This is a genomic window from Actinomyces sp. zg-332 (assembly GCF_011751945.2).
Taxonomy (GTDB): domain Bacteria; phylum Actinomycetota; class Actinomycetes; order Actinomycetales; family Actinomycetaceae; genus ZJ293.
Genome location: NZ_CP064951.1, coordinates 949,342 through 971,660, shown reverse-complemented (window position 1 = coordinate 971,660; position 22,319 = coordinate 949,342). Strand labels below are relative to the sequence as shown.

Annotated in this window: 19 protein-coding genes and 1 tRNA gene; 18 read left to right on the top strand and 2 right to left on the bottom strand. The window is 36.1% G+C overall.

Features of this window, described 5'->3' with window-relative positions; genetic code table 11:
* Window positions 1-3: 3 nt before the first annotated feature.
* The 12 genes from tpiA to HCQ94_RS03915 all read left to right on the top strand — a co-directional run bounded on the left by tpiA (window position 4) and on the right by HCQ94_RS03915 (window position 14,445).
* Complete coding sequence (tpiA, locus tag HCQ94_RS03970; RefSeq protein ID WP_166982105.1) at window positions 4-774, top strand: triose-phosphate isomerase; 771 nt, start codon at window positions 4-6, stop codon at window positions 772-774.
* A 156-nt stretch (window positions 775-930) separates the two neighbouring features.
* Window positions 931-1,173 (top strand): preprotein translocase subunit SecG, encoded by a 243-nt coding sequence (gene secG, locus HCQ94_RS03965; RefSeq protein WP_166977838.1) that lies wholly within the window; start codon window positions 931-933, stop codon window positions 1,171-1,173.
* 350 nt (window positions 1,174-1,523) lie between these two features.
* A complete protein-coding gene (gene purE, locus HCQ94_RS03960; protein WP_166977836.1) occupies window positions 1,524-2,024 on the top strand; it encodes a 5-(carboxyamino)imidazole ribonucleotide mutase in 501 nt (166 codons plus the stop codon).
* Window positions 2,025-2,041: 17 nt separating this feature from the next.
* On the top strand, window positions 2,042-3,340 hold the full coding sequence (gene purB / locus HCQ94_RS03955; protein ID WP_166982102.1) for an adenylosuccinate lyase: 1,299 nt from the start codon (window positions 2,042-2,044) through the stop codon (window positions 3,338-3,340).
* 71 nt (window positions 3,341-3,411) lie between these two features.
* Entirely contained in the window at window positions 3,412-4,137 is a 726-nt protein-coding gene (gene purC / locus HCQ94_RS03950) for a phosphoribosylaminoimidazolesuccinocarboxamide synthase (RefSeq protein ID WP_269775634.1), read from the top strand.
* An 11-nt stretch (window positions 4,138-4,148) separates the two neighbouring features.
* Window positions 4,149-5,552, top strand: coding sequence for an amidophosphoribosyltransferase (gene purF / locus HCQ94_RS03945; protein ID WP_166977832.1), 1,404 nt, complete (start codon window positions 4,149-4,151; stop codon window positions 5,550-5,552).
* The gene (purM, locus tag HCQ94_RS03940) at window positions 5,549-6,592 is read left to right on the top strand and encodes a phosphoribosylformylglycinamidine cyclo-ligase (RefSeq protein WP_166982099.1); all 1,044 of its coding nucleotides are present in this window, start codon (window positions 5,549-5,551) and stop codon (window positions 6,590-6,592) included. Before purF ends, purM begins: the two co-directional genes overlap by 4 nt.
* 12 nt (window positions 6,593-6,604) lie before the next feature.
* Window positions 6,605-7,222 carry a phosphoribosylglycinamide formyltransferase gene (gene purN / locus HCQ94_RS03935; protein WP_166982096.1) on the top strand — a complete coding sequence of 206 codons (618 nt, stop codon included), beginning with the start codon at window positions 6,605-6,607 and terminating at the stop codon, window positions 7,220-7,222.
* Window positions 7,222-8,745 carry a bifunctional phosphoribosylaminoimidazolecarboxamide formyltransferase/IMP cyclohydrolase gene (gene purH / locus HCQ94_RS03930; RefSeq protein WP_196373600.1) on the top strand — a complete coding sequence of 508 codons (1,524 nt, stop codon included), beginning with the start codon at window positions 7,222-7,224 and terminating at the stop codon, window positions 8,743-8,745. Before purN ends, purH begins: the two co-directional genes overlap by 1 nt.
* A gap of 15 nt (window positions 8,746-8,760) precedes the next feature.
* Window positions 8,761-10,065, top strand: coding sequence for a phosphoribosylamine--glycine ligase (purD, locus tag HCQ94_RS03925; protein ID WP_166982093.1), 1,305 nt, complete (start codon window positions 8,761-8,763; stop codon window positions 10,063-10,065).
* A complete protein-coding gene (locus HCQ94_RS03920; protein ID WP_166982090.1) occupies window positions 10,065-13,784 on the top strand; it encodes a phosphoribosylformylglycinamidine synthase in 3,720 nt (1,239 codons plus the stop codon). The genes purD and HCQ94_RS03920 overlap by 1 nt, the downstream gene beginning before the upstream one ends.
* Before the next feature lie 190 nt (window positions 13,785-13,974).
* Window positions 13,975-14,445, top strand: a complete 471-nt coding sequence (locus HCQ94_RS03915) for a peroxiredoxin (RefSeq protein WP_166982087.1) — start codon at window positions 13,975-13,977, stop codon at window positions 14,443-14,445.
* Window positions 14,446-14,535: 90 nt separating this feature from the next.
* On the opposite strand, the gene HCQ94_RS03910 is transcribed toward HCQ94_RS03915, so the two are convergent.
* Together HCQ94_RS03910 and aceE are read right to left on the bottom strand one after the other, a co-directional pair.
* The gene (locus HCQ94_RS03910; RefSeq protein ID WP_166982084.1) at window positions 14,536-15,321 is read right to left on the bottom strand and encodes a DUF4261 domain-containing protein; all 786 of its coding nucleotides are present in this window, start codon (window positions 15,319-15,321) and stop codon (window positions 14,536-14,538) included.
* A gap of 56 nt (window positions 15,322-15,377) precedes the next feature.
* Window positions 15,378-18,137 (bottom strand): pyruvate dehydrogenase (acetyl-transferring), homodimeric type, encoded by a 2,760-nt coding sequence (gene aceE / locus HCQ94_RS03905; RefSeq protein WP_166982081.1) that lies wholly within the window; start codon window positions 18,135-18,137, stop codon window positions 15,378-15,380.
* Between the two features lie 179 nt (window positions 18,138-18,316).
* On the opposite strand from aceE, the gene HCQ94_RS03900 reads away from it, so the two are divergent.
* From HCQ94_RS03900 to HCQ94_RS03875, 6 genes are all read left to right on the top strand, one after another.
* On the top strand, window positions 18,317-18,724 hold the full coding sequence (locus HCQ94_RS03900; RefSeq protein WP_166977816.1) for a DUF3052 domain-containing protein: 408 nt from the start codon (window positions 18,317-18,319) through the stop codon (window positions 18,722-18,724).
* Between the two features lie 151 nt (window positions 18,725-18,875).
* Window positions 18,876-18,952 (top strand) — tRNA-Val (locus HCQ94_RS03895).
* 302 nt (window positions 18,953-19,254) lie between these two features.
* On the top strand, window positions 19,255-20,127 hold the full coding sequence (locus HCQ94_RS03890) for a Nif3-like dinuclear metal center hexameric protein (RefSeq protein ID WP_166982078.1): 873 nt from the start codon (window positions 19,255-19,257) through the stop codon (window positions 20,125-20,127).
* On the top strand, window positions 20,124-20,855 hold the full coding sequence (locus HCQ94_RS03885) for a zinc ribbon domain-containing protein (RefSeq protein ID WP_166977812.1): 732 nt from the start codon (window positions 20,124-20,126) through the stop codon (window positions 20,853-20,855). The genes HCQ94_RS03890 and HCQ94_RS03885 overlap by 4 nt, the downstream gene beginning before the upstream one ends.
* Window positions 20,856-20,903: 48 nt before the next feature.
* Window positions 20,904-21,836, top strand: a complete 933-nt coding sequence (locus HCQ94_RS03880) for a reverse transcriptase-like protein (RefSeq protein WP_166982075.1) — start codon at window positions 20,904-20,906, stop codon at window positions 21,834-21,836.
* A gap of 97 nt (window positions 21,837-21,933) precedes the next feature.
* Window positions 21,934-22,224, top strand: a complete 291-nt coding sequence (locus HCQ94_RS03875) for a hypothetical protein (RefSeq protein ID WP_166982072.1) — start codon at window positions 21,934-21,936, stop codon at window positions 22,222-22,224.
* Window positions 22,225-22,319 lie beyond the last annotated feature (95 nt).

Sequence of the window (22,319 nt, the reverse complement as noted above, 5' to 3'; positions counted from 1 at the left end):
AATATGCGTACACCTTTGATTGCTGGTAACTGGAAGATGAATATGAATCATCTGGAAGCAATACAGCTAGTTAGTGAAATTGGAAATAATATAAAAGATTTGGGAACTTTAAAAACTGAAGTTTTAATAGTTCCACCTTTTACTGATATTCGTTCAGTTCAAACTGTTATTGATAGTGATGGATTTGAGATAAAATACGGTGCGCAAGATGTATCAGCCCATAGCGGAACAGGAGCTTATACTGGTGAAATTTCAGCACAAATGTTGAAAACACTAAAATGTGAGTATGTTTTAGTGGGGCACTCTGAACGCCGTGAATATCATAATGAATCAGATCAACTTGTTGGAACTAAAGCACAAGTTATTCTAGATAATGGTATGAAACCTATACTTTGCTGTGGTGAACCTTTGCAAGTTCGTCGTGCAGGCCAGCACGTAGAATATGTATTAGAACAGCTAAAAGGTGCTTTTGCTGAGATAAATTCTGATGACATAAGTAAAATAGTAATTGCTTATGAGCCAATTTGGGCAATTGGTACAGGAGAGGTTGCAACTGCTGAAGATGCACAGGAAGTATGTGCAGCTATTCGCTCTTATCTAGAAAAAGAGTATGGAGAAGAAGTAGCCAGTGTAGTAAGAGTTTTGTACGGAGGATCAGTTAAGTCTTCTACTATCAAAGAGTTAATGGCACAATCTGACGTTGATGGTGCTTTGATAGGTGGAGCTAGTTTGAAAGCTGAAGAATTTGTAACTATAGCTTCATATAACTTGTAGTATGGTTTTTGTAGTGGGGAGAAAAATGCGATAGATTTTCCCCACTATAGATTATTTTTTGATTTATAACTTGATAAATTAGTTTATTGCAGGAAATTTTAACAAAACTATGTTAAAATGTACGAGTATTTTGTTGTATAAACGATTGGAAAACACGTGGGTGCTTTACTAGTTACTTTTCAAGTTTTGCTTGTTATCTCTAGCATTTTCTTGATATTAACTATTTTGATGCATAAAGGAAACGGTGGAGGCCTATCCGATATGTTTGGTGGTGGACTTTCAACATCTGTTGCTTCCAGTGGTGTAGCTGAGAGAAACTTGAACCGTTTGACGGTGGCTCTAGCTGTTATTTGGGTAATATCAATTGTTGCAATAGGTTTAATAATTAAATTTTCATAATGACTTTGTATAAAAAGAGGGAAAGATAGGCAAATGCTTATTCTTTCCCTTTTTTATTTATAAGTTTGTTACTGTTAAATAAAACTAAAACTTTTTAATAATAATTTCCTAAATATAGTAGAGAAATAAAAATATCTATGTTAGATTTAGTTTGTAATTAGCCGTAAGTAGATATTGTCAAATATTTCAATTACGGGAAAGCATATCTAGGGCAAATGAATTTGACCGAGTGATATGGGCACTTGTTAGTGCTACACCGAAGGGATAAAAGCCCAGGCGGGTAGGTTTCCTAGTAACCTTTTCAGGAAGTCTACTGGCCTGGGCTTTTATTTTTCAAAAGTGGAGGAATTATGCCGGCTAGAGTTGGCATTGTAATGGGCAGTGATTCGGATTACCGTATTTTGGAAAAGACTGCTGATGTTTTGAGAGAATTCGACGTAGAATTCGAAATGATTGTTGCTAGTGCTCATAGAACCCCTGAAATGGCTTTAAACTATGCGCAAAGTGCTGAAGAAAAAGGTATACAAGTTTTAATAGCTGGAGCTGGAGCTGCTGCTCATCTTCCGGGGGTAATTGCTGCAAAAACTGTTTTACCAGTTATCGGTGTACCAATAAATGCTACAGCGCTGAATGGAATAGATGCTCTGTACGCAATAGTACAAATGCCTTCTGGAGTTCCAGTTGCAACCGTTGCTGTAGATGGAGCTAAAAATGCAGGTTTATTAGCAATTCAGATACTTGCAACCAAAGATGAAAAGTTACGTGAAAAACTTCATCACTATAAGGAAAAAATGGTAGAAGAGGTATCGCGAAAAAACGCTAAACTTCAAGAACTTCTACTAGAGAACTAAATAAGGGAGAAAGAATCGTGATCGAGCGTTATAGCAGACCGGAAATGGCAAAAATTTGGTTAGAAGATAATAAATTCAAAGCTTGGCTCGAGGTAGAGATTCTTGCTTGTGAAGCTTGGAGTAAGCTAGGAGTAATTCCCAAAGATGATGTTGCTCAAATACGAGCCAAAGCTAAGTTTGATATTGACCGTATAAATGAGATAGAGTTACAAACTCGTCACGATGTTGTTGCTTTTACTAGGTGCGTAAGTGAGTCTCTAGGTGAAGAGAAAAAGTGGGTACATTATGGGCTCACTAGTACTGATGTAGTAGATACTGCTTATGGGTACTTAATACGTCAGGCAAACGATATATTGCTAAAAGATTTACAAGAACTCACTGGCACTATTGCTAAAAAAGCTATTCAATATAAAGACACTGTACAAATGGGACGTACACACGGAGTTCATGCTGAACCAACTACTTTTGGGTTAAAGCTTGCTACATGGTATTCAGAAATGAAACGAAATATTGAACGTTTTGAAAAAGCTCGCTTAGCAGTTGAAGCTGGAAAAATTAGTGGAGCAGTTGGAACTTTCGCTAATACACCACCAGCAGTTGAAGAGTTTGTTTGTAACAATTTAGGGATACGTCCTCAAGAAATTTCAACACAAATTTTGCCACGTGATTTACATGCTGAATATTTTGCCACATTAGGATTAATTGCTACCTCTATAGAACGTTTTGCAACTGAAATTAGAGGCTTGCAAAAGAGTGAGTGCCGTGAAGTAGAAGAATACTTCGCTAAAGGACAAAAAGGCTCATCAGCCATGCCACACAAACGTAATCCTATTGGATGTGAAAATTTGTGTGGAATTGCAAGGGTAATTCGTGGATATATGCACACAGCTTATGAAAATGTCCCATTGTGGCATGAACGCGATATTTCTCATTCTTCTACTGAAAGAATTATTGTTCCAGATGCTACAACTTTGCTGGACTATATGTTGAACCGATTCAATAAAATAATAGACCAACTTACCGTATTTCCTGAAAATATGTTGAAAAATATGGATAGAACATTTGGTTTGATTTATAGCCAAAGACTAATGCTAAAGCTTATTGAAAAAGGAATGAGCCGTGAACAAGCTTATGATTTAGTGCAACCTAAAACAGCACAAGCTTGGGATGAACAACGCCAGTTTAGGCCCTTAGTTGAAAGTGACCATAATATAACTGAAGTACTCTCTAAAGCAGATATAGATGATGCTTTTGATTATAACTATCACATAAAGAATGTGGATGAAATTTTTAAACGTATTGGGTTGATTGGTTAGAGGATAAGCTAAAGGATAGAAATACAAAACTTACTATTACGAAAACTAAACAAACAAAAAGGAGAAAAACAATGGATGTGAAAGTTCTAGAACAGCTTTACGAAGGAAAAGCCAAAAAGGTTTTTAAAACAAGTGATGAAAATCTATATATGATTGAGTATAAAGATGATGCCACTGCTTTTAATGGTGAAAAAAAGGGGCAGATTCACGAAAAAGGTGTAATGAATAATAAAATTTCTACACTAATTTTCAAAAAACTAGAAAATAATGGTGTAAAAACACACTTAGTTGAATATGTGGATGATACTCATCAAATCGTACATAAAGTCGAAATAGTAATGCTTGAAGTCATTATGAGGAACATTGTTGCAGGATCACTAGCAAAACGCCTAGGTAAACCAGAGGGAGAAAAACTAACTTCGCCTATTTTGGAACTATGCTATAAAAATGATGAATTAGGTGATCCAATGATTAATGATTATCACGCTATAGCACTAGGACTAGCAACTAAAGAAGAACTAGATTACATTAGCGAACAAGCTTTCAAAATCAACGATTTACTTCAAGAATTATTCGCAGAATGTGGCTTGACATTAGTAGACTTCAAAATTGAATTTGGTCGTTTACCTAACGGAAACATTATATTAGCTGATGAAATTTCTCCTGATACTTGCCGTTTATGGGACAGCAAAACAAATGAAAAACTAGACAAAGATAGATTCCGTAGAGATCTTGGAAATGTGGAAGAAGCATATCAAGAAGTATTAAGTCGTTTAGAAAAAGAACTTAACGATTAATGGGAGAAAAAATGCTAATTAGCGAAGACGACAATCTGCATGAAGAATGCGGTGTATTCGCAATATATGCACCTGGACAAGATGTATCAAGACTTACATATTACGGTTTATTTGCGTTGCAACACAGAGGTCAAGAAGGTTGTGGTATCGCCGTAAGTGACGAAGAAGGTATAAAACATTACAAAGGGCTTGGACTTGTAACTGAAGTTTTTTCAGAGCGAGAACTTGATACTTTGAAAGGACACGCAGCTATCGGACATGTTCGTTACTCTACAACAGGGTGTAACAGCCTAACTAACACACAGCCAATAGTTGCAAACTACAATCTAGGTGAAATAGCTTTAGCTCATAACGGTAATCTCGCTAACACAGAAAACTTACGTAAATATTTAACTAAAAAAGGATCGGTCTTTCACACAAGTGTAGACACAGAAGTAGTTGTACATATGCTGGCCCAATATACAGATTTGCCACTTGAACAAGCTTTTGTGAAATCCATGGGAGATATAAAAGGCTCATATGCATTTGTAGCTTTAAATAAAAATAAACTGTATGCAGCTAGAGATCCTTATGGAAACCGTCCACTGTGTTTAGGTAAATATAAAAATGGGTATGTTGTGGCATCTGAAAGCTGTGCATTATCTACGATTGATGCAACTTTCATAAGAGATATTGAAGCAGGAGAAGTATTAGTAATTGATGAAACTGGTGTGACAAGTTTCATGACCGAGATTGATCCTAAACCACAAAAAGCCCACTGTATATTTGAATACGTGTACTTTGCAAGACCTGATAGTAACTTAGATGGAATCAACGTCAATTTGTCTCGCCGAAGAATGGGTGAAATTTTAGCTGATGAACTTGAAAAATTAGATGTGGATATAGTTATCCCAGTACCTGATTCTGGTACAACAGCTGCAATAGGGTTCGCATCAGTACAAGACATAAAGTTCACTCAAGGTATTTTGAAAAATCGTTACGCAGGACGCACTTTCATACAGCCAACTCAGGAAATGCGAGAGTTGATGGTAAATCTTAAACTTAATCCCATAAGGGACGAAATTGAAGGTAAACGTGTGGCTGTTGTCGATGATTCAATAGTTAGGGGTACCACTAGTAAGCGTTTAATTGAAAGGTTACGCCAAAGAGGTGCTAAAGAAGTACATATGCTAATAACTTGTCCTCCAGTAAAATATCCGTGTTTTTACGGAATTGATACGGGTAACAGAGACACATTAATAGCTGCAACAAAATCAACAGAAGAAATAAGAGAGTATATAGGTGCTGATAGTTTAAATTATTTGAGTTTACCTGGCCTTCTTAAAGCTGTTGGAAATAAAGAAAATTTTTGTACTGCTTGTTTGGACGGTCGTTATCGTATGGGTGTTCCTAGTGATTATGAGGCGGAAAAATGAATGATATCCCGATGACTTATGCTGATTCTGGCGTAAATATAGATAATGGTAATTTGTCTGTAGAGAAAATGAAACCATATGTTAAATCTACTTTTAGACCAGAAGTTATAACAGATTTAGGTGGATTTGGTGGCTTATTTGCTTTACAAAAAGACAAATACGAAGAACCAATTTTAGTATCTGGTACAGATGGAGTAGGTACAAAACTCGATTTGGCTTTTAAAACAGGTATACATGACACAATAGGAATTGATGCTGTTGCCATGTGTGTAAACGACATTTTGGTAAGTGGTGCTGAACCTATATTTTTCTTAGACTACTTAGCAGTAGGACAACTAGACCCAGAAAAAGTTGCTTTGATTGTAAAAGGCGTTGCCGATGGATGTAAACAAGCTGGATGTGCTTTGATAGGTGGAGAAACCGCAGAAATGCCTGGATTCTACAAAAAAGATGAGTACGATGTTGCAGGTTTTTCAGTTGGAATAGTTGATAAGAAAAAAATCGTTGATGGTTCTAATGTAAAAGTAGGAGATAAAATAATTGGTCTCGCTTCTACTGGACTACATAGCAACGGATTTTCTCTAGCTCGTAAAGTTTTATTTGAGCGTGCAGGCTATGATATTGATACCGTTATTGATAGTAGCGGAAATACTGTAGGACAAACACTACTTACTCCAACTCGTATATATGTGCCTTATGTCATGAAAATTTTAGAGAAATATGCTGGCGATATAAACGCTATGGCTCATATAACAGGTGGTGGACTGATAGAAAATATTCCACGTGTCTTACCTAAAAATACAAATGCCAATATAACTAAAGATTCGTGGGAAATACCACATATTTTTACACTGATACAAAACTTAGGAAATATTGAATCTACAGAAATGTACCGTACTTTCAATATGGGAATAGGATATGTTTTAGTTGTAAAACCTGAAAAAGCTCTGCAAATTCAAAAAGAATTTTCTGAACTTGGACTGGATGCATACGAAATCGGTGAGATTGTAAACGGTAGTGCAAAAGTAGAATTTGTATAGCTAGGAAAACAAATGACAACAAAACTAATCATTCTAGCTTCTGGCAGAGGGTCAAACGCTTTAGCTATTCATAACTCTTGTATTCAAAATCGTTTAGACGCTGAAATTGTAGCTATTTTTTCAGATAATCCTACAGCTAATATTATAAATAAGGCTAAAGAAATAGGAATAAATAGTGCAGTTATCAATCCAAGAAACTATTCGAGTAAAGAAAACTACGAAAAAGAACTAGTCACAGAAATAAACAAGTATGACTACGATTTAGTTGTACTGGCTGGATATATGAGAATTTTGGGAAAAACTTTTCTAGATAATATAAAAACTCCCATTATGAATATTCATCCTTCTTTACTTCCATCTTTTCCAGGGTTACATGCCCAAAAACAAGCAATTGACTATGGGGTTAAAGTAAGTGGATGTACTGTTCACTTTGTAGATAAAGGACTTGATACAGGTCCTATAATCGCACAAGCTAGTGTTCCTGTTTACAGTGATGATGACGAAGATAGCTTGTCTGAGCGAATTCTTGTTGAAGAACATAAACTTTATACAAAAGCAATTAATTACTATAACCAAAAACAATTAGCCATTGTAGATAGAACAGTCTACATAAACAAAGGGAACCAATAATGAAAAGAGTATTGATTAGTGTATCTGATAAAACAGGTATTGTTGAGTTTGCTAAAAAACTATCTTCACTAGGATATGAAATTATATCAACTGGAGGAACAGCAAAAACTCTTAAAGATAACGAAATACCTGTAATAGGAATCTCAGAAATTACTCATTTTCCAGAAATACTTGACGGTAGAGTAAAAACTTTACATCCTAATGTACATGGAGCCATTTTAGCTAAAAATGAGCAGAAACATTTAGATACTTTAAAAGAACACGAAATTACTCCAATTGATATGGTTGTCGTAAACTTGTATCCATTTGAGAAAACAATTTCTAAAGAAAATGTAGAGTTAGCTGAAGCCATTGAAAACATTGATATTGGTGGCCCAACTATGATTCGATCAGCAGCTAAAAACTACGAACGTGTTAGTGTAGTTGTCTCGCCCGAGCAGTACGAAGAAGTTATTTCTACTTTAGAAAAAGGCGAACTATCAACTGAATTTAAAGCACGTTTAGCGCGAAATGCTTTCGAACATACAGCTAGATATGACAGCGCAATTTCTCAGTACTTGCAAACACTACAAGATGTTTCCTTGCCAGTTGAAAAAACCCTTGGTGGCAAGTTAAAGCAATCACTACGATATGGAGAAAATCCTCACCAAAAGGCTGCTTTCTACTCTTCTAATCCAGTTTCTGGAACTGTAACTGGTGCTGAACAGCTCAATGGAAAAGAATTATCTTACAACAATATTGTAGATGTAAACGCTGCTTGGGAACTCGTAAACGAATTCCAAAATAAACCAGCTTGTGCCATTATCAAGCACACAAACCCTTGTGGTTTCGCATTAGGGGAAACAGTTGTCGAGGCTTATAAAAGAGCATACGAAGCTGACAGTCTATCAGCTTTTGGTGGAATTATTGCAATAAACTCTGTTGTAGATGAAGATACTGCGCACGAGATAGTAAAAACTTTCATGGAAGCAGTAATTGCCCCAGAATTTACAGAAAAAGCACTAGAAATACTAAGAGGAAAACAAAATTTACGTGTGCTTGAAACTAAAACTTTGCTCAATTCACATCAAATGCAAGTTACAACAGTTTCTGGTGGTTTCTTAGTACAAGAAAGCGATCATAAGAGAGTTGAGAAACAAGATGTAACTTTAGTGACTCAAACAAAAGTTGACGACAAACTACTTGATGAACTAATTTTTGCTTGGAAAGTTGTAAAGCACGTCAAATCTAATGCGATTGTTATAGCTAAAGATGAGAAAACTCTAGGTGTAGGTGCCGGTCAAATGAACAGAGTTGGCTCAGCTAAGATTGCTTTTGAATACGCTGGAGAAGAAGCAAATGGAGCTGTCTTAGCCTCAGACGCTTTCTTCCCATTCGCTGACAGCATTGATGAAGCTGCAAAACACGGCATTAAAGCTATCATTCAACCTGGTGGTTCAAAGAGAGATGAAGAAGTAATAGATGCTTGTAATAAGTATGGTATTGCAATGGTATTTACAGGCGTACGTCATTTCAGGCACTAGGACGTGAGGAAGAAAATGAAAGTTTTAGTTATTGGCTCAGGTGGACGAGAACACGCCATTGTATGGAAAATAAGCCAAAGTCCACGAGTTGAAAAGATATATGTTGCTCCTGGTAATGACGGAATGAACGATTTAGCTGAGCGAGTTGATATCCCAGTTGAAAATATTGAAGAACTTGCTGATTTTGCTAAAAATAATGCCGTAGATATTACAGTGGTAGGACCTGAAATTCCATTAACTTTAGGAATAGTGGACGAATTTGAAAAACGAGGATGTGCTTGTTTTGGACCTTCAAAGCTAGCTGCTCAACTAGAGGGCAGTAAAGCTTTTGCTAAAGACCTCATGCATAAATACAATATTCCTACAGCTAAATACGGTGTTTTTACTGATATTGAATTGGCTGAAAAATTCGTTGATGAAATAGGCATTCCATGTGTTATAAAGGCTGATGGACTTGCTGCTGGTAAAGGCGTAGTTATTTGTAAAACTCGTCAAGACGCAACGAATGCTTTAGAGGAAATCCTTGTTTCTAATGTTTTTGGGAATGCTGGAAATAAAGTTTTAATTGAAGAATTTTTAGTAGGTGAAGAAGTTAGTATTTTAGCTTTTTCTGACGGAAAAACAGTTATTCCGATGGTTTCTTCCCAAGATCACAAACGTATTTTTGACAACGATTTAGGGCCAAATACTGGTGGAATGGGCGCTTATTCTCCAGCTCCTGTATACACTGAAGAAGTACAATCATTTACTCAAAAATATATTTTAGAAGCAACTATTGAAGCTATGCGTAAAGAGGGTATTCCTTTCAAAGGAGTATTGTACGCTGGTTTAATGGTGACTAAAGATGGGGTAAAAGTACTAGAATACAACGCTCGTTTTGGTGATCCTGAAACACAGCCTGTTCTATATAGATTAGACACAGACTTAGTAGATATTGTTGAAGCCGTAGTTGAAGAAAAGCTTGGAAGTATAGATGTCAAGTGGAAAGAAGAACCAGCTGTTTGTGTGATACTAGCTTCCAAAGGCTATCCTGCTTCTTCATCTAAAGGTGACGTTATATCTGGACTAGAAAAAATAGGAAATCCGAATAGTTTTGTTTTCCACTCAGGTACAAGAATAAACTCTGATGGCAACTATGAATCTAACGGTGGACGTGTTTTAGGTGTCACTTCCGTTGGAAAGACTTTGCAAGAAGCAATAAATACTGTTTACGGTTTAGTATCAAATATAAGTTTTGAAGGAATGCAATATCGTAAAGACATCGGTGCAAAAGCTTTAGATAGAACTTCAGATATACATTCAACAGGAGGTTCACTTTAATGAGTGTTTTTCGTTATTTTGTCGAAAGAAAACCTGCTTATAGGGAACAAGAAAAAAGTTTAGTTGAAGTTATAAAACGTGACTTAGGTATCAATAGCATAACAAATATTCGTAAATTTGAACGCTATGATATTCAAATCGATAAAGATTTGACTGATAACGCTGATTTTCAAGCAGTTTTGGCTGAACCTCAAACAGATGATTTACATATTGAAGAAATAAAAGTAGATAGTAACTCTTGGACATTAGCTATAGAATCTTTACCTGGACAATATAACCAGAGAGCAGACTCAGCAGCCCAATGTGTTGAAGCAATCTCAAATATTAGGCCTTTAGTTCAAGTTGCTACATTATATGTTTTTCATGGGGAAATTACGCTTTCTGATAAAGAAGCAATCAAAACTTATCTAATAAACCCAGTAGAATGCAGACAAGCAAAACTATCAAAGCCTAGTAAGATAGAAGAAAGTGTTGAAACTGTATTCGAAGTTGAAATAATTAATAATTTTTGCGCTATGACACCCGATGAGCTAGATAAAGTTCGTAAAGAACACGGTTTAGCAATGGATAGTCAAGACATAGCTTTTATGCAAAAGTACTATAAAGAACAGCTCAAGCGAGATCCTAGTGAAACAGAGCTAAAAATTATTGATACATATTGGTCAGATCACTGTAGGCATACAACCTTTAATACCTCGCTAGAAGATATTTGTATTGAGGACGAGTATGTTAAAAGAGCTTACGCTGATTATCTTTACCTACGCGATGAAGTATATGGTGAAAACTCTTCCAAACGTCCTATTACTTTAATGGATATAGCTACGATAGCTACAAAAGTTTTGAAAAAACGTGGTTTAGTAACTAACTTGGATGAAAGCGAAGAAATAAACGCTTGTAGTGTGAACGTAAAAGTAGATACTCCAAATGGAGACGAAGACTGGCTTTATATGTTCAAAAACGAAACACATAACCATCCTACAGAAATTGAGCCTTTCGGCGGAGCAGCAACCTGTCTTGGTGGTGCAATACGTGATCCTCTTTCAGGACGTGCATACGTTTATCAGGGGTTGCGTTTAACAGGTGCTGCTAATCCTTTGCAAGCTATAAAAGATACAAGAGCTGGTAAGCGACCACAACGACAAATATGTAGTTTAGCTGCAAAAGGCTTTTCTTCTTACGGCAACCAAATAGGGCTACCAACAGGAATAGTAGATGAAATATATCATTTTGGTTACGAAGCAAAACGTATGGAAGTAGGAGCTGTAGTTGCAGCTGCTCCAAAGAAAAATGTTGTTCGTTTGAAACCACAAGCTGGCGATTTAGTCGTATTAGTTGGAGGTCGTACAGGTCGTGATGGCTGTGGTGGAGCTACTGGTTCTTCCAAAACTCACACTGAGACATCGCTAGAGACTGCTGGTTCCGAAGTTCAAAAAGGTAACCCTGTAGAAGAACGTAAAATACAGCGTTTATTCAAACGAGACGATTTAGCTCCTATGATTAAACGATGTAATGACTTTGGTGCTGGTGGTGTGTGCGTATCAGTGGGTGAGTTAGCTGACGGCATACGTATTTACTTAGATAGAGTGCCTAAGAAATATCTAGGTCTGACTCCAACAGAAATAGCTATTTCTGAATCTCAAGAGAGAATGAGCTGTGTAATCGATCCAAAAGATTGGGAAAAGTTTAGTAAGCTTGCTTTAGAAGAAAACTTAGAGGCAACAGTAATTGCTGAAGTAACAGATGATGATACAGTAACTATGCTATATAACGATGTAAAAGTCGTATCTTTGGATAGAAAGTTTATTGATTCAGCTGGTGCAAGCAAACAAGCTAAAGTCAAAGTTCATTCTCAAACAGCATACACAGATAAAGATAAGTATGAGAGCTTTACAAATCTTGCTTTTGACTTAGCGAGCGATCTGAATATATGTTCAAAACGTGGACTTATCGAACAGTTTGATGGGTCAGTTGGTGCTAGCACTGTTCTCATGCCACTAGGTGGTAAAAGACAGCTAACTCCATCACAAGTCATGGCTGCTAAACTTCCAGTAAAGAACGGACAGACAAATACTGCTAGCTTATTTACATACGGATTTGATGTAGAAATAGCTGCAACTAACCCGTATCAAGGTGCATATTTGGCTGTTTTTGAATCAATTATGAAGCTTATTGCATCTGGTAGTGATAAAGAGCAAGTTTACCTAACACTGCAAGAATATTTCCCTAGCTTGAAGAATGATCCTAGCAGGTGGAGTAGTCCATTTATGGCTTTGCTAGGCGCTTTGAAAGCACAAATTGATTTTAGTGTTCCAGCAATTGGTGGAAAAGACTCAATGAGTGGTAGTTTTGAAGATTTAGATGTACCACCTACTCTAATATCATTTGCTACAACTTTTGCTAATGCTAATAATGTTTTATCAAGTGAGTTGAAATCTAAGAATAGTAAGCTTTATCTTTTCAAGTTCGCTATGCTTGATGAATTGCATATTGATTCTTCTAAAGTTGCAAAACAATGGGAAGAATACAACAGTTGTGTGCTTGATAATAAGATTTTGTCTGCTTGGGCTGTTTCTCGTGGAGGTATCCTAGAGGGCATAATGAAGATGGCATTTGGAAATGGTATTGGAGTTATTCTGAACAACCATTTGTCCCTAAAAGAACTATATGCTAAGTCTTACGGCAGTATTATTGTTGAAAGTACTGAAGAATTACCTGAAAGTTTTGAACTTATTGGCAAGACAACTTGTGACGAAATTATCATGTACGGTGATGAAAAAGTTGAGTTGAACGCTCTTCAAAATAATTGGGAAGAAGTCCTTGAAGAAGTTTACCCAACTAAACCACTTGTAGAAGATAAAAGTAGTTGCGAGACTATTTCGTACGATAATCGCCCAACTATACAATTCTCAGGTGAAAAAGTTAAACCACTTGCAATTATTCCTGTATTTCCAGGTACTAACTGCGAGTTTGATACTGCTCGTCAAGTTGAGCTTGCTGGTGGTAAAGCTGAAACTGTTTTGATTTCTAATTTGACTCCTGATTTATTAGCTGATTCGGTTACAAGACTAGAAAATGCCTTGAATAGGGGACAAATGTTGATTTTACCGGGTGGATTTTCATTCGGTGATGAGCCTGATGGTTCTGGAAAATTTATCGCAGCTTTCTTGCGTCAGGCACGACTATCAGAGGCTATTATGAAATTACTTTATGATAGGGATGGTTTAGCTTTAGGTATATGTAACGGATTCCAAGCTCTAATTAAACTAGGACTGTTACCATACGGTCAGATATGTAACTTGGATGAAAATTCACCTACCCTTACTTTCAATAAGATTGCTCGCCATCAGTCACGCTATGTGAGGACTCGAATCAGCTCTGTTCACACGCCATGGTTTAATAGCCTAAATGTTGGAGATGAACATTTGATTCCTATTTCTCACGGTGAAGGACAATTTATTGCTAATGAGCAAGTGCTTGCTGAACTTGTTTCTAACGGTCAGGTGGCTACACAGTACGTTGATGATACTGGTAAAGCTAGCTTAGATATCGCTCATAATCCTAATGGTTCAGTTTTAGCTATAGAGGGGCTTATCAGCAAAGATGGTCGCATCTTAGGTAAGATGGGACATAGTGAGCGAAACGGCTCAAATATTGCTAAAAATATTGATGGAAGCAAGGATCAAGGAATATTCTTAAGCGGTGTTCATTATTTTAGTTAATTGTGAATAAAGTAAAGAGGTATTTCTGTTTTTATCTCAGAGGTACCTCTTTTTATTAGGGAATAACTTTGTTGATGTGTTGTTAAAATTACTGTTAGAACATTTAATGTAAAATTGATATATTTTATAGTCTTTTAGTATTATGTAGTCAATACAAATAAACAATATAAGTTTATTAGGGGAGGATAAAATGAGTGACAATGAATTATTAGGTAAAAAGGTTGAGTTTGCTTTGCCGTCTTCTAGTGGTGAAGAATTTGTTAGTAATGACCACTTACCTTTAGTAGTATATTTTTATCCCAAAGATAATACTCCAGGATGTACCATTGAAAGCATGGATTTTAATAAGCACTTGGAAGATTTTCAAAAGCTTGGTTATACTGTCGTTGGAATTTCAAAGGATAGTGTTAAAAGTCATCAGAGCTTTTGCTTGAAAAAGGGCTTTAACTTCGAGCTTTTAAGTGATGAAGATGGCAAAGTTTGTGAAGAATTTAAAGTCTTAAAAGTAAAGAAAATGTTCGGAAAAGAAGTAAAAGGAATTGAACGATCAACTTTTGTGTTAAATGAAGATAGTGTTGTAGTAAAAGCATGGAATAAAGTGTCAGTAGATGGCCACGTTGAAGAAATTATTGAAGCTTTGACACAGGAAGATAAGAATTAGGGTTTTATTTATGAGTAATAAAAAGTAGGCTATAACGTTATTTGTTTAGCCTACTATAATTTTTTAATTCTTTTTATTATAAAAGTGATATTACAACTCTATTTTTACGCTTTCACTTTCTAATGCAACACCTTCAGAAACAGTAATTGCTAGTTTTTGTTCTTCAGAAAATCCAATAGTTTCACCATCTTGCAATAAAGCATCATACGATATTACGTAGTTTGAAATATCTATTAAAAACCCATAAACTTCATCATAAGGCTTGTCGCTATTTAATATCTCTATTTCTTTTTTACCAAACTGGGCTAAACCATAAGTGTAACCGTTAATAGTTTTTCCATTGTCAGCAGAATATATGCCAAAATAAACTACTAATAAGATTGGTAGCATTTGTGAATCTTGGCAGTAACGGCTTGTTTCACGATAAAATTGTGGTTCATATACGCTTCCTAAAGCATATACAGCAATAGCATTTTCTTGAAGTAGTGTTGATGAAACTACCTTTGTAAACAGCAACGCTAGTTCTGTTTGTGTGATTTCATCGCTAATTACTGTAACTAGCAGATGGGCTTGGTGTATTTTAGCTACTTCGCTTGCTTGTTCCCAGAAGGAGTTTCCAGCGTTTTCTTCAACTTCATTGTTAGGAATAGGGGCAGGCATTAGGCTTACTATAATAAATCCACCATCTATTTGAGAGATGAATATATCCCCACTATCGTTTTCACTGAGAATTTCTTTGATGTCGCTATCTGTTTCATCTATGCTCTCAGAAAGAGTTATACCCCAGTCTTTAGAAAAATCTTCAATAAATTTTTCTTTGTTGAATTTAACTTTATCTAGTAGAACTGAAGCTATAAGAATTGTTGAGTTGTCCATTGTTTTCCTAATATGTAGGGTGATTTCCTTAGGAAACCACCCCTTATTTTATGAGATTACTCTTTAGTACTATCAGCATTTACATTGTGTAAATCATATTTTTGGATTGCTTGTTCAACAATGGCGTGATCAATTTTGCCTTGTTCAGCTAGAGCATATAGTGCTTTAACAACTAGAGAATGAGTATCAATATTGTAGAAACGACGAGCTGCTGCACGAGTATCAGAGAATCCGTATCCATCAGCGCCAAGAGTGTAATAGTCACCAGGAATCCACTTGCTGATTTGATCTACAAGCAAGTTATCATAATCAGAAGTCGCAACAAATGGACCATCATAGCCTTGTAACGCAGAGGTTAAATATGGTGTTTTCTTTGGTGCTGTTGGATTCAGCCAGTTTTGTTTATCTATATCCAAAGCTTCGCGACGTAGTTCTTGCCAAGAAGTTACTGACCAAACACCAGCTGAAATATTCCAGTCTTTTTCGAGTATATCTCTAGCTTTTTCAGCCCATGGTAGAGCAATACCTGAAGCCATAAGCTGTACTTGCAAATCAGCATTAGGATGTGATTTAGATATGTTGTAGATACCTTTAAGTAGACCATCCACGTCTAAGTTTTCAGGTTCGGCTGGTTGAATAATCGGCTCGTTATAAACTGTCAAGTAGTACATGACATTAGGATCACGACCAGCTCTTTCTTCAGCATTGCCATACATGCGTTTTAGGCCATCTTTGAATATATGAGCAATTTCATAGGCATAGGCTGGATCGTACTGCACTACGGCGTGGTTAGTACCAGCAATAATATGTGAATGTCCATCCATATGCTGTGTACCTTCACCTTGTAAAGTAGTTTTACCAGCAGTTGCTCCGATTATGAAACCACGTGCAAGCTGGTCTCCAGCAGCCCAGAACTGATCAGCTGTTCTTTGGAAACCAAACATTGAGTAGAAAATGTATATAGGAATCATGTGAATACCATTTGTAGCGTATGATGTTCCTAGTACTTGTAGTGCAGCAACAGAGCCAGCTTCATTAATACCAGTGTGTAGCAATTGACCATTTTTTGCTTCTTTATAGCTAAGCATCATTTCGCTATCTACTGGAACATAATTTTGTCCTAGAGTATTAAAGATTTTAGCGCTAGGGAACAGAGACTCCATACCAAATGTTCTAGCTTCATCTGGGATAATAGGAGCGAAATATTTACCTATTTCTTTATCCTTAATCACTTCTTTTAGTAAACGTACAAAAGCCATAGTTGAGGCAACTTTGGTTGCACCTGAGCCTTTTTTGAATACTTCAAATGTTTTATCTGCCGGAATTGGTAGGGCAGTGGCATCAGTATGGCGTGAAGGTAAAAATCCTCCAAGTTTAGCCCTGCGATCCAACATGTATTTATAAGCCTCATCGTTTTCGTCAGGTTTGTAGTAAGGAGGCATAGTCGGATTAGATTCCAATTGTTCATCAGTAATCGGAATGTGTAAGCGATCACGTAAATGCTTCAAATCATCCAAGGATAATTTCTTCATTTGGTGAGCACCATTACGACCAGCAAAGTTTGAACCTAACTTCCAGCCTTTAATGGTGTGAGCTAAAATTACAGTTGGTTGACCAGTGTGTTCACAAGCTGCTTTATAAGCTGTGTAAAGTTTACGGTAGTCGTGTCCACCACGTCTTAGATCTCTCCAAATTTGCTCATCAGTCCAATTTTCCACTAAACGTGCAGTACGTGGATCACGCCCAAAGAAGTGCTTTCTAATATAAGCTCCATCATTTGCTCTAAATGTTTGGTAATCTCCGTCTAAGCATTCATTCATCAGATGAACTAATGCACGGTCTTTATCAGCGTTCAATAGGGTGTCCCAGCCACGTCCCCAAATTACTTTGATAACATTCCAGCCAGCACCTTTAAAGAAAGCTTCAAGTTCTTGAATAATTTTTCCATTTCCACGCACAGGACCATCTAGGCGCTGTAGGTTACAGTTGATAACAAAAGTCAGGTTGTCTAAGCCTTGTTGCCCTGCTAGTTGTAACATGCCTCGTGATTCTGGTTCATCCATTTCACCATCGCCCAAGAACGCCCAAACGCGTTGTGCTGATGTGTCTTTTATTCCACGCATTGCTAAATACTTGTTAGTCCATGCTTGGTAGATTGCTTGAGCTGGCCCTAGTCCCATAGAAACAGTTGGAAATTCCCAGAAATCAGGTAATGAACGTGGGTGTGGGTAAGATGGTATACCGTGTGGAGCTTGAGATTTTTCTTGACGGAATCCATCTAAATCTTTTTCAGATAAACGTCCTTCTAGAAAAGCTCTAGCGTACATTCCAGGGCTTACGTGTCCTTGGAAAAATACGTGGTCGCCACCATTTGGATGAGATTTACCTCTAAAGAAATGGTTAAAACCAACTTCATATAGAGCAGCAGAGGAGGCGTAGGAAGAAATATGTCCACCAACTCCGATTCCAGGTCTTTGTGCTCTAGTAACCATTACAGCAGCGTTCCAGCGTATCCATGAACGTATACGTTTTTCTAAGTCCTCGTCACCAGGGAAAAAGGCTTCTTCGTGAACTCCAATTGTATTTACATAAGGTGTATTCAAAGGAGAAGGTATGCGAATATTTTTAGTACGAGCTTCTTGTAATAAACTTAATAGAATAAACCTGGCTCTCGGGTTTCCTTTATCTTGAACTAAGGCATTGAAAGAATCGAGCCATTCTTGTGTTTCTTCACTATCGACGTCGTCAATTTGACTTAGCAAGCCATTAATTAGTGGGATTGTTTCCTTAAACAAAGCTAAAACACATCCTCTCATGAAAAAATAGTGAGTGTTTAATATACTTTTTAAATTATAAGACAATACTATTTACATTAATAATAGTTTTGTAAAATTATGCAAAAAAGTAATTTTTTTAGAAAAATAGTAATTTCTGTTTGCAAAATGTGACATATATTGATTTAGTATTCTTATTGGTACAATTATAGAAAGGTGCAATGGTGGCAATCACTGGAGCCGAGTTGGGTTTCACAAAGGGTCAAATTGTTCAAGAGTTTTATTATGACGATGATGTTGATGAAACATTGCGTTCAATAGTTGAAGAAGTAACTGGTGAACAATTAGTTGATGATTTATATGAAGATGTGGTTGACGGTACCATTATATGGTGGCGTGAAGAAGATGCTGAAGAAGAGGATTTAGCAGATTTACTTGTTGATGCTGTAAGTAATCTCGATGACCGTGGTTTGATTTGGGTAATGACGCCTAAAACTTCTTTACCAGGTCATGTTAGACCTTCTGAAATTGAAGAAGCTGCTCAAACAACTGGATTACGTGCAACTACAGCTAAAGCTGTTTCTGAAAATTGGACAGGTATGCGTTTAGCATCGCGCTCACGTAGCTAATTTACTTATTAGAAATAGTGAATTTTCAATAGTGCGCCTTACTGTATTTCGATACTTTTTGATTTCAAAAACTATTTTTTAAAAATGTGTTGACGTCATATTTTATATATGTTATAGTTTTCTTTGTTGCTTTCAAAAGGAAGTTACAAAGGGGCCTTTAGCTCAGCTGGTTAGAGCACTGCGTTTACACCGCAGGGGTCGTGGGTTCGAATCCCGCAGGGCCCACCATGACTGTTTAGTCAAGGAAATATAGTCACTCTTATAGAGTGGCTTTTTTATTTCTATAAATCTTATTATTTGACTAATACGTGTATAATTCCAAATACATGGGAAAACATTTTTCGAAACTCGTTATGGTAAGTTTTCCATGGAGTAGAAGTAACTTATAGCTATAGCAAAGATATATTACTTTGTTATAAAACGAGTGGTGGTTTTAATGTGACATTCCCGATACTGCCACAATAGAGCCGTTTTTCTCAAAAAGAATAGAAATATTTTTACAAATAGCTGAAATAAATTATTCTTAAAGAATGGAAACGGAAAAAATAGATATTGTAAATAAAAATTGTGATAACTTACGAGTCCCTACTTTGAGGGAAGTCATTGAGATAATAGATTCTCTATATCCTAGGCACTTAGCCGAATCATGGGATAGTGTAGGTCTAATTGTTGGGGACGAAGAACAAGAAGTGCGTAGTATACTGATTGCTATTGACCCTGTAAAAGACACTGTTGAGGAAGCAATATCTAAGAAAGTTGACTTACTTTTTACCCATCATCCACTATTTTTATTTGGCACAAAAACAGTTGCTAAATCTACTCCTAAAGGTAAATTAGTACATAGCTTGATAAAAAATGACTGTGCGTTGTTTAATGCTCATACTAATGCTGATAGAGCTGAGTATGGTGTTTCCAAAGCTTTGAGCCAAATAATTCCGATGAAAAATACTCAAGTTTTAGAAGATGAGAATGCTGAAATAGGTCTTGGAGTTATTGGTGAAATTGAGCCCATGACTTTGAAAGAATTTGCTCAAAAAGTTGCTGATAGCTTACCTAAAACACCATTTGGTATACAAGTGGCAGGTGAGGCGGAAAGAATAGTTTCCAAAGTTGCTTTTTCGCCGGGCTCTGGTCAGTCAATGCTTGACAAAGTATTAGATAAAAAGGCAGATGTATTTGTATGTGCTGATTTAAAACATCATGTTGCTAGTGAATTTATGGAGAATGGTCAAACTGCCTTGGTTATGCCTACACACTGGGCTAGCGAGTGGCCGTGGGTGAGAATGTGTAAGATAGCTCTGGAAAATAAGTTTAAAGAAAAAGGTTTAGAAGTTAGTGTAGAATATTCAACAAAGGTGACTGATCCTTGGGCTATTCATATAAATACTTTGGAGGAAAAATGAAAGCACCCATACAAATGCAACGAAGGTTGCTAGATCTTCAGAATATTGATGTACGAATAGCTAAAGTAAACCATTTCTTGGCAACTATGCCTATTGATGTGAAGATTCAAGAAAATAAAGATAAGCTTACAAAAATTGCTCAAATGAAAGTTTTAGCTGAAGTAAAATTATCAGATATTGCCTCAAAAATTAACATAGTTAATAGAGACGTAGATGTAGTTGAAAATAGAATAAAAAAACAGCAAGAAAGACTTGATAGTTCTGAGTTTTCACCTAAGGAAATGCAAGCAATAATCTGTGAAATAGAACAGATGGCAAAGAGGAAAAAAGTTTTAGAAGACAATGAAATAACTCTTCTTGAAGAAAATGCTGAATACGAACAAAAACTAGAAAAAATAGTTAAAACTCAAGATAAGTTAGTAGAAATAGAAAAAGAACTTGAAGAACAGAAAACAGAAAAAGCATCCGAGTTTATAGATATGAAGGTCAATCTAGAACAAGAACGCAAAAGTATAGTAGCTGTTATTGATGAAGAACTATTGGCTTTATATGAGAGAGTTAAAAAAATTACAGGCGGTATAGGTGCAGTTCCTATGCGTGGAAACGTTGTAGAAGGTATGACACTGGAATTTTCAATAGCAGAACTAGATGAGATTAAGAAAGCGCCTTTAGACGAAGTTATCTGTTCACAGGATTACGATTATATTTTAGTTAGAGTGCAAGACTAATTTTTCTTTATGTATCTGCAATAGTGTTTTTAGAAAAGAATATGTAATATGGCTTACGATTTAGAAGTATACTTTGATGGAGGATCTAGAGGTAACCCTGGAACTGCAGGCTATGGGGCAGTAGTATTCGACGCGAAAACAAGTGAAAAATTAGCTGAAGTATACGGTTATTTGGGTGAAGTAACTAATAATAACGCTGAATATAACGGGCTTATCGCTGGTTTGAAACTAGCTTTTGATATAAATCCTAACGCTTATGTGAAAGTTTATGCTGATTCTAAGTTAGTTGTTGAACAGATGAGCGGTAGATGGAAAATCAAGGATTCTAACTTAGCTGCCTTAGCTGGTAAAGCTTTCAAGATTTTTCCTCAAGACAAAGTTAGTTATACTTGGATTCCGCGTAGTGAAAACTCTCAAGCAGATAAACTAGCTAATATTGCAATGGATACTAAAAGTAGCGATATTATTTGGAACACAAATAATACTTCAGAACATAATGCAGAAATAGTGTCTTCAAATGGTGTAGATATTGCTGATAATAATACCCATTTATCTATGTCAAAAGAGTATTCAGACTTAGTGTTTGTAAATATTTCAGATGATCTGCTTGTAAATACAGGTAAAGCTAAAGCTGTCAAAAAGATTGTTGCTTCTTATAATGTTACCAAAGTAGATAGGGTAGTTGCTATCGACGAAAGTAATGATTTTTGTGAGGAAATTGCCAAAGAATTTGATGTAGAGGTAGCTGAAGATAAAGTGGATACCTTTGTTTCTAATATATATGATACCTATACTAACAACTCTGAATTAGAAAATCTTATTGTCGTTGCGAAAACTGATAAAACGAAAAAAATAGTTAATTCTCTTATTCAAGCTATGACAGCAAAATATAACCCACTTGAGAATACTTTAGATATTTTGAGTGTTGGAAACTATCATAAAAAGAATGTTATTCATGCATTAGGAATTATAATCAACTAGTTAATTTATTGGTGAATGAGTATGCTTTAGCAGAAAATGCAGATATTGAGTAAAATACTGTTAGGAAAGAGTCAAAACCAAGGAGTGATTGAAGAAAATGGAATATTTGAATAAGAAGCGTCCTATATACACGACAATAGGATTTTTTGTTGTATTTCTTACCCTTACGTTGGTAGTGCATGAAGGTAAAGATATATTGTATTGGATTGGAGTTTCTTTAATCGGTTCTCTAATAATGGGAGCAATTTCCTTGCGATTAGCAATAGAAGATGCCAAAAATCGTGAAGAATATGAAGCAATAAAAGCTCGTGAAGCTAAGCAAGAGCAGGAAAACGAGTTTTTAGGAGATAAAGAAAATTTGCATTCTGAAAAGGACGATAAACAATAATTATTATTACAAAACAAAAACACTTATAATGTGATTGTTTCATTTCTGGAATAAACCTTTTAAAGTCTTGCTTGGTAAATATCTTTAATGGTACA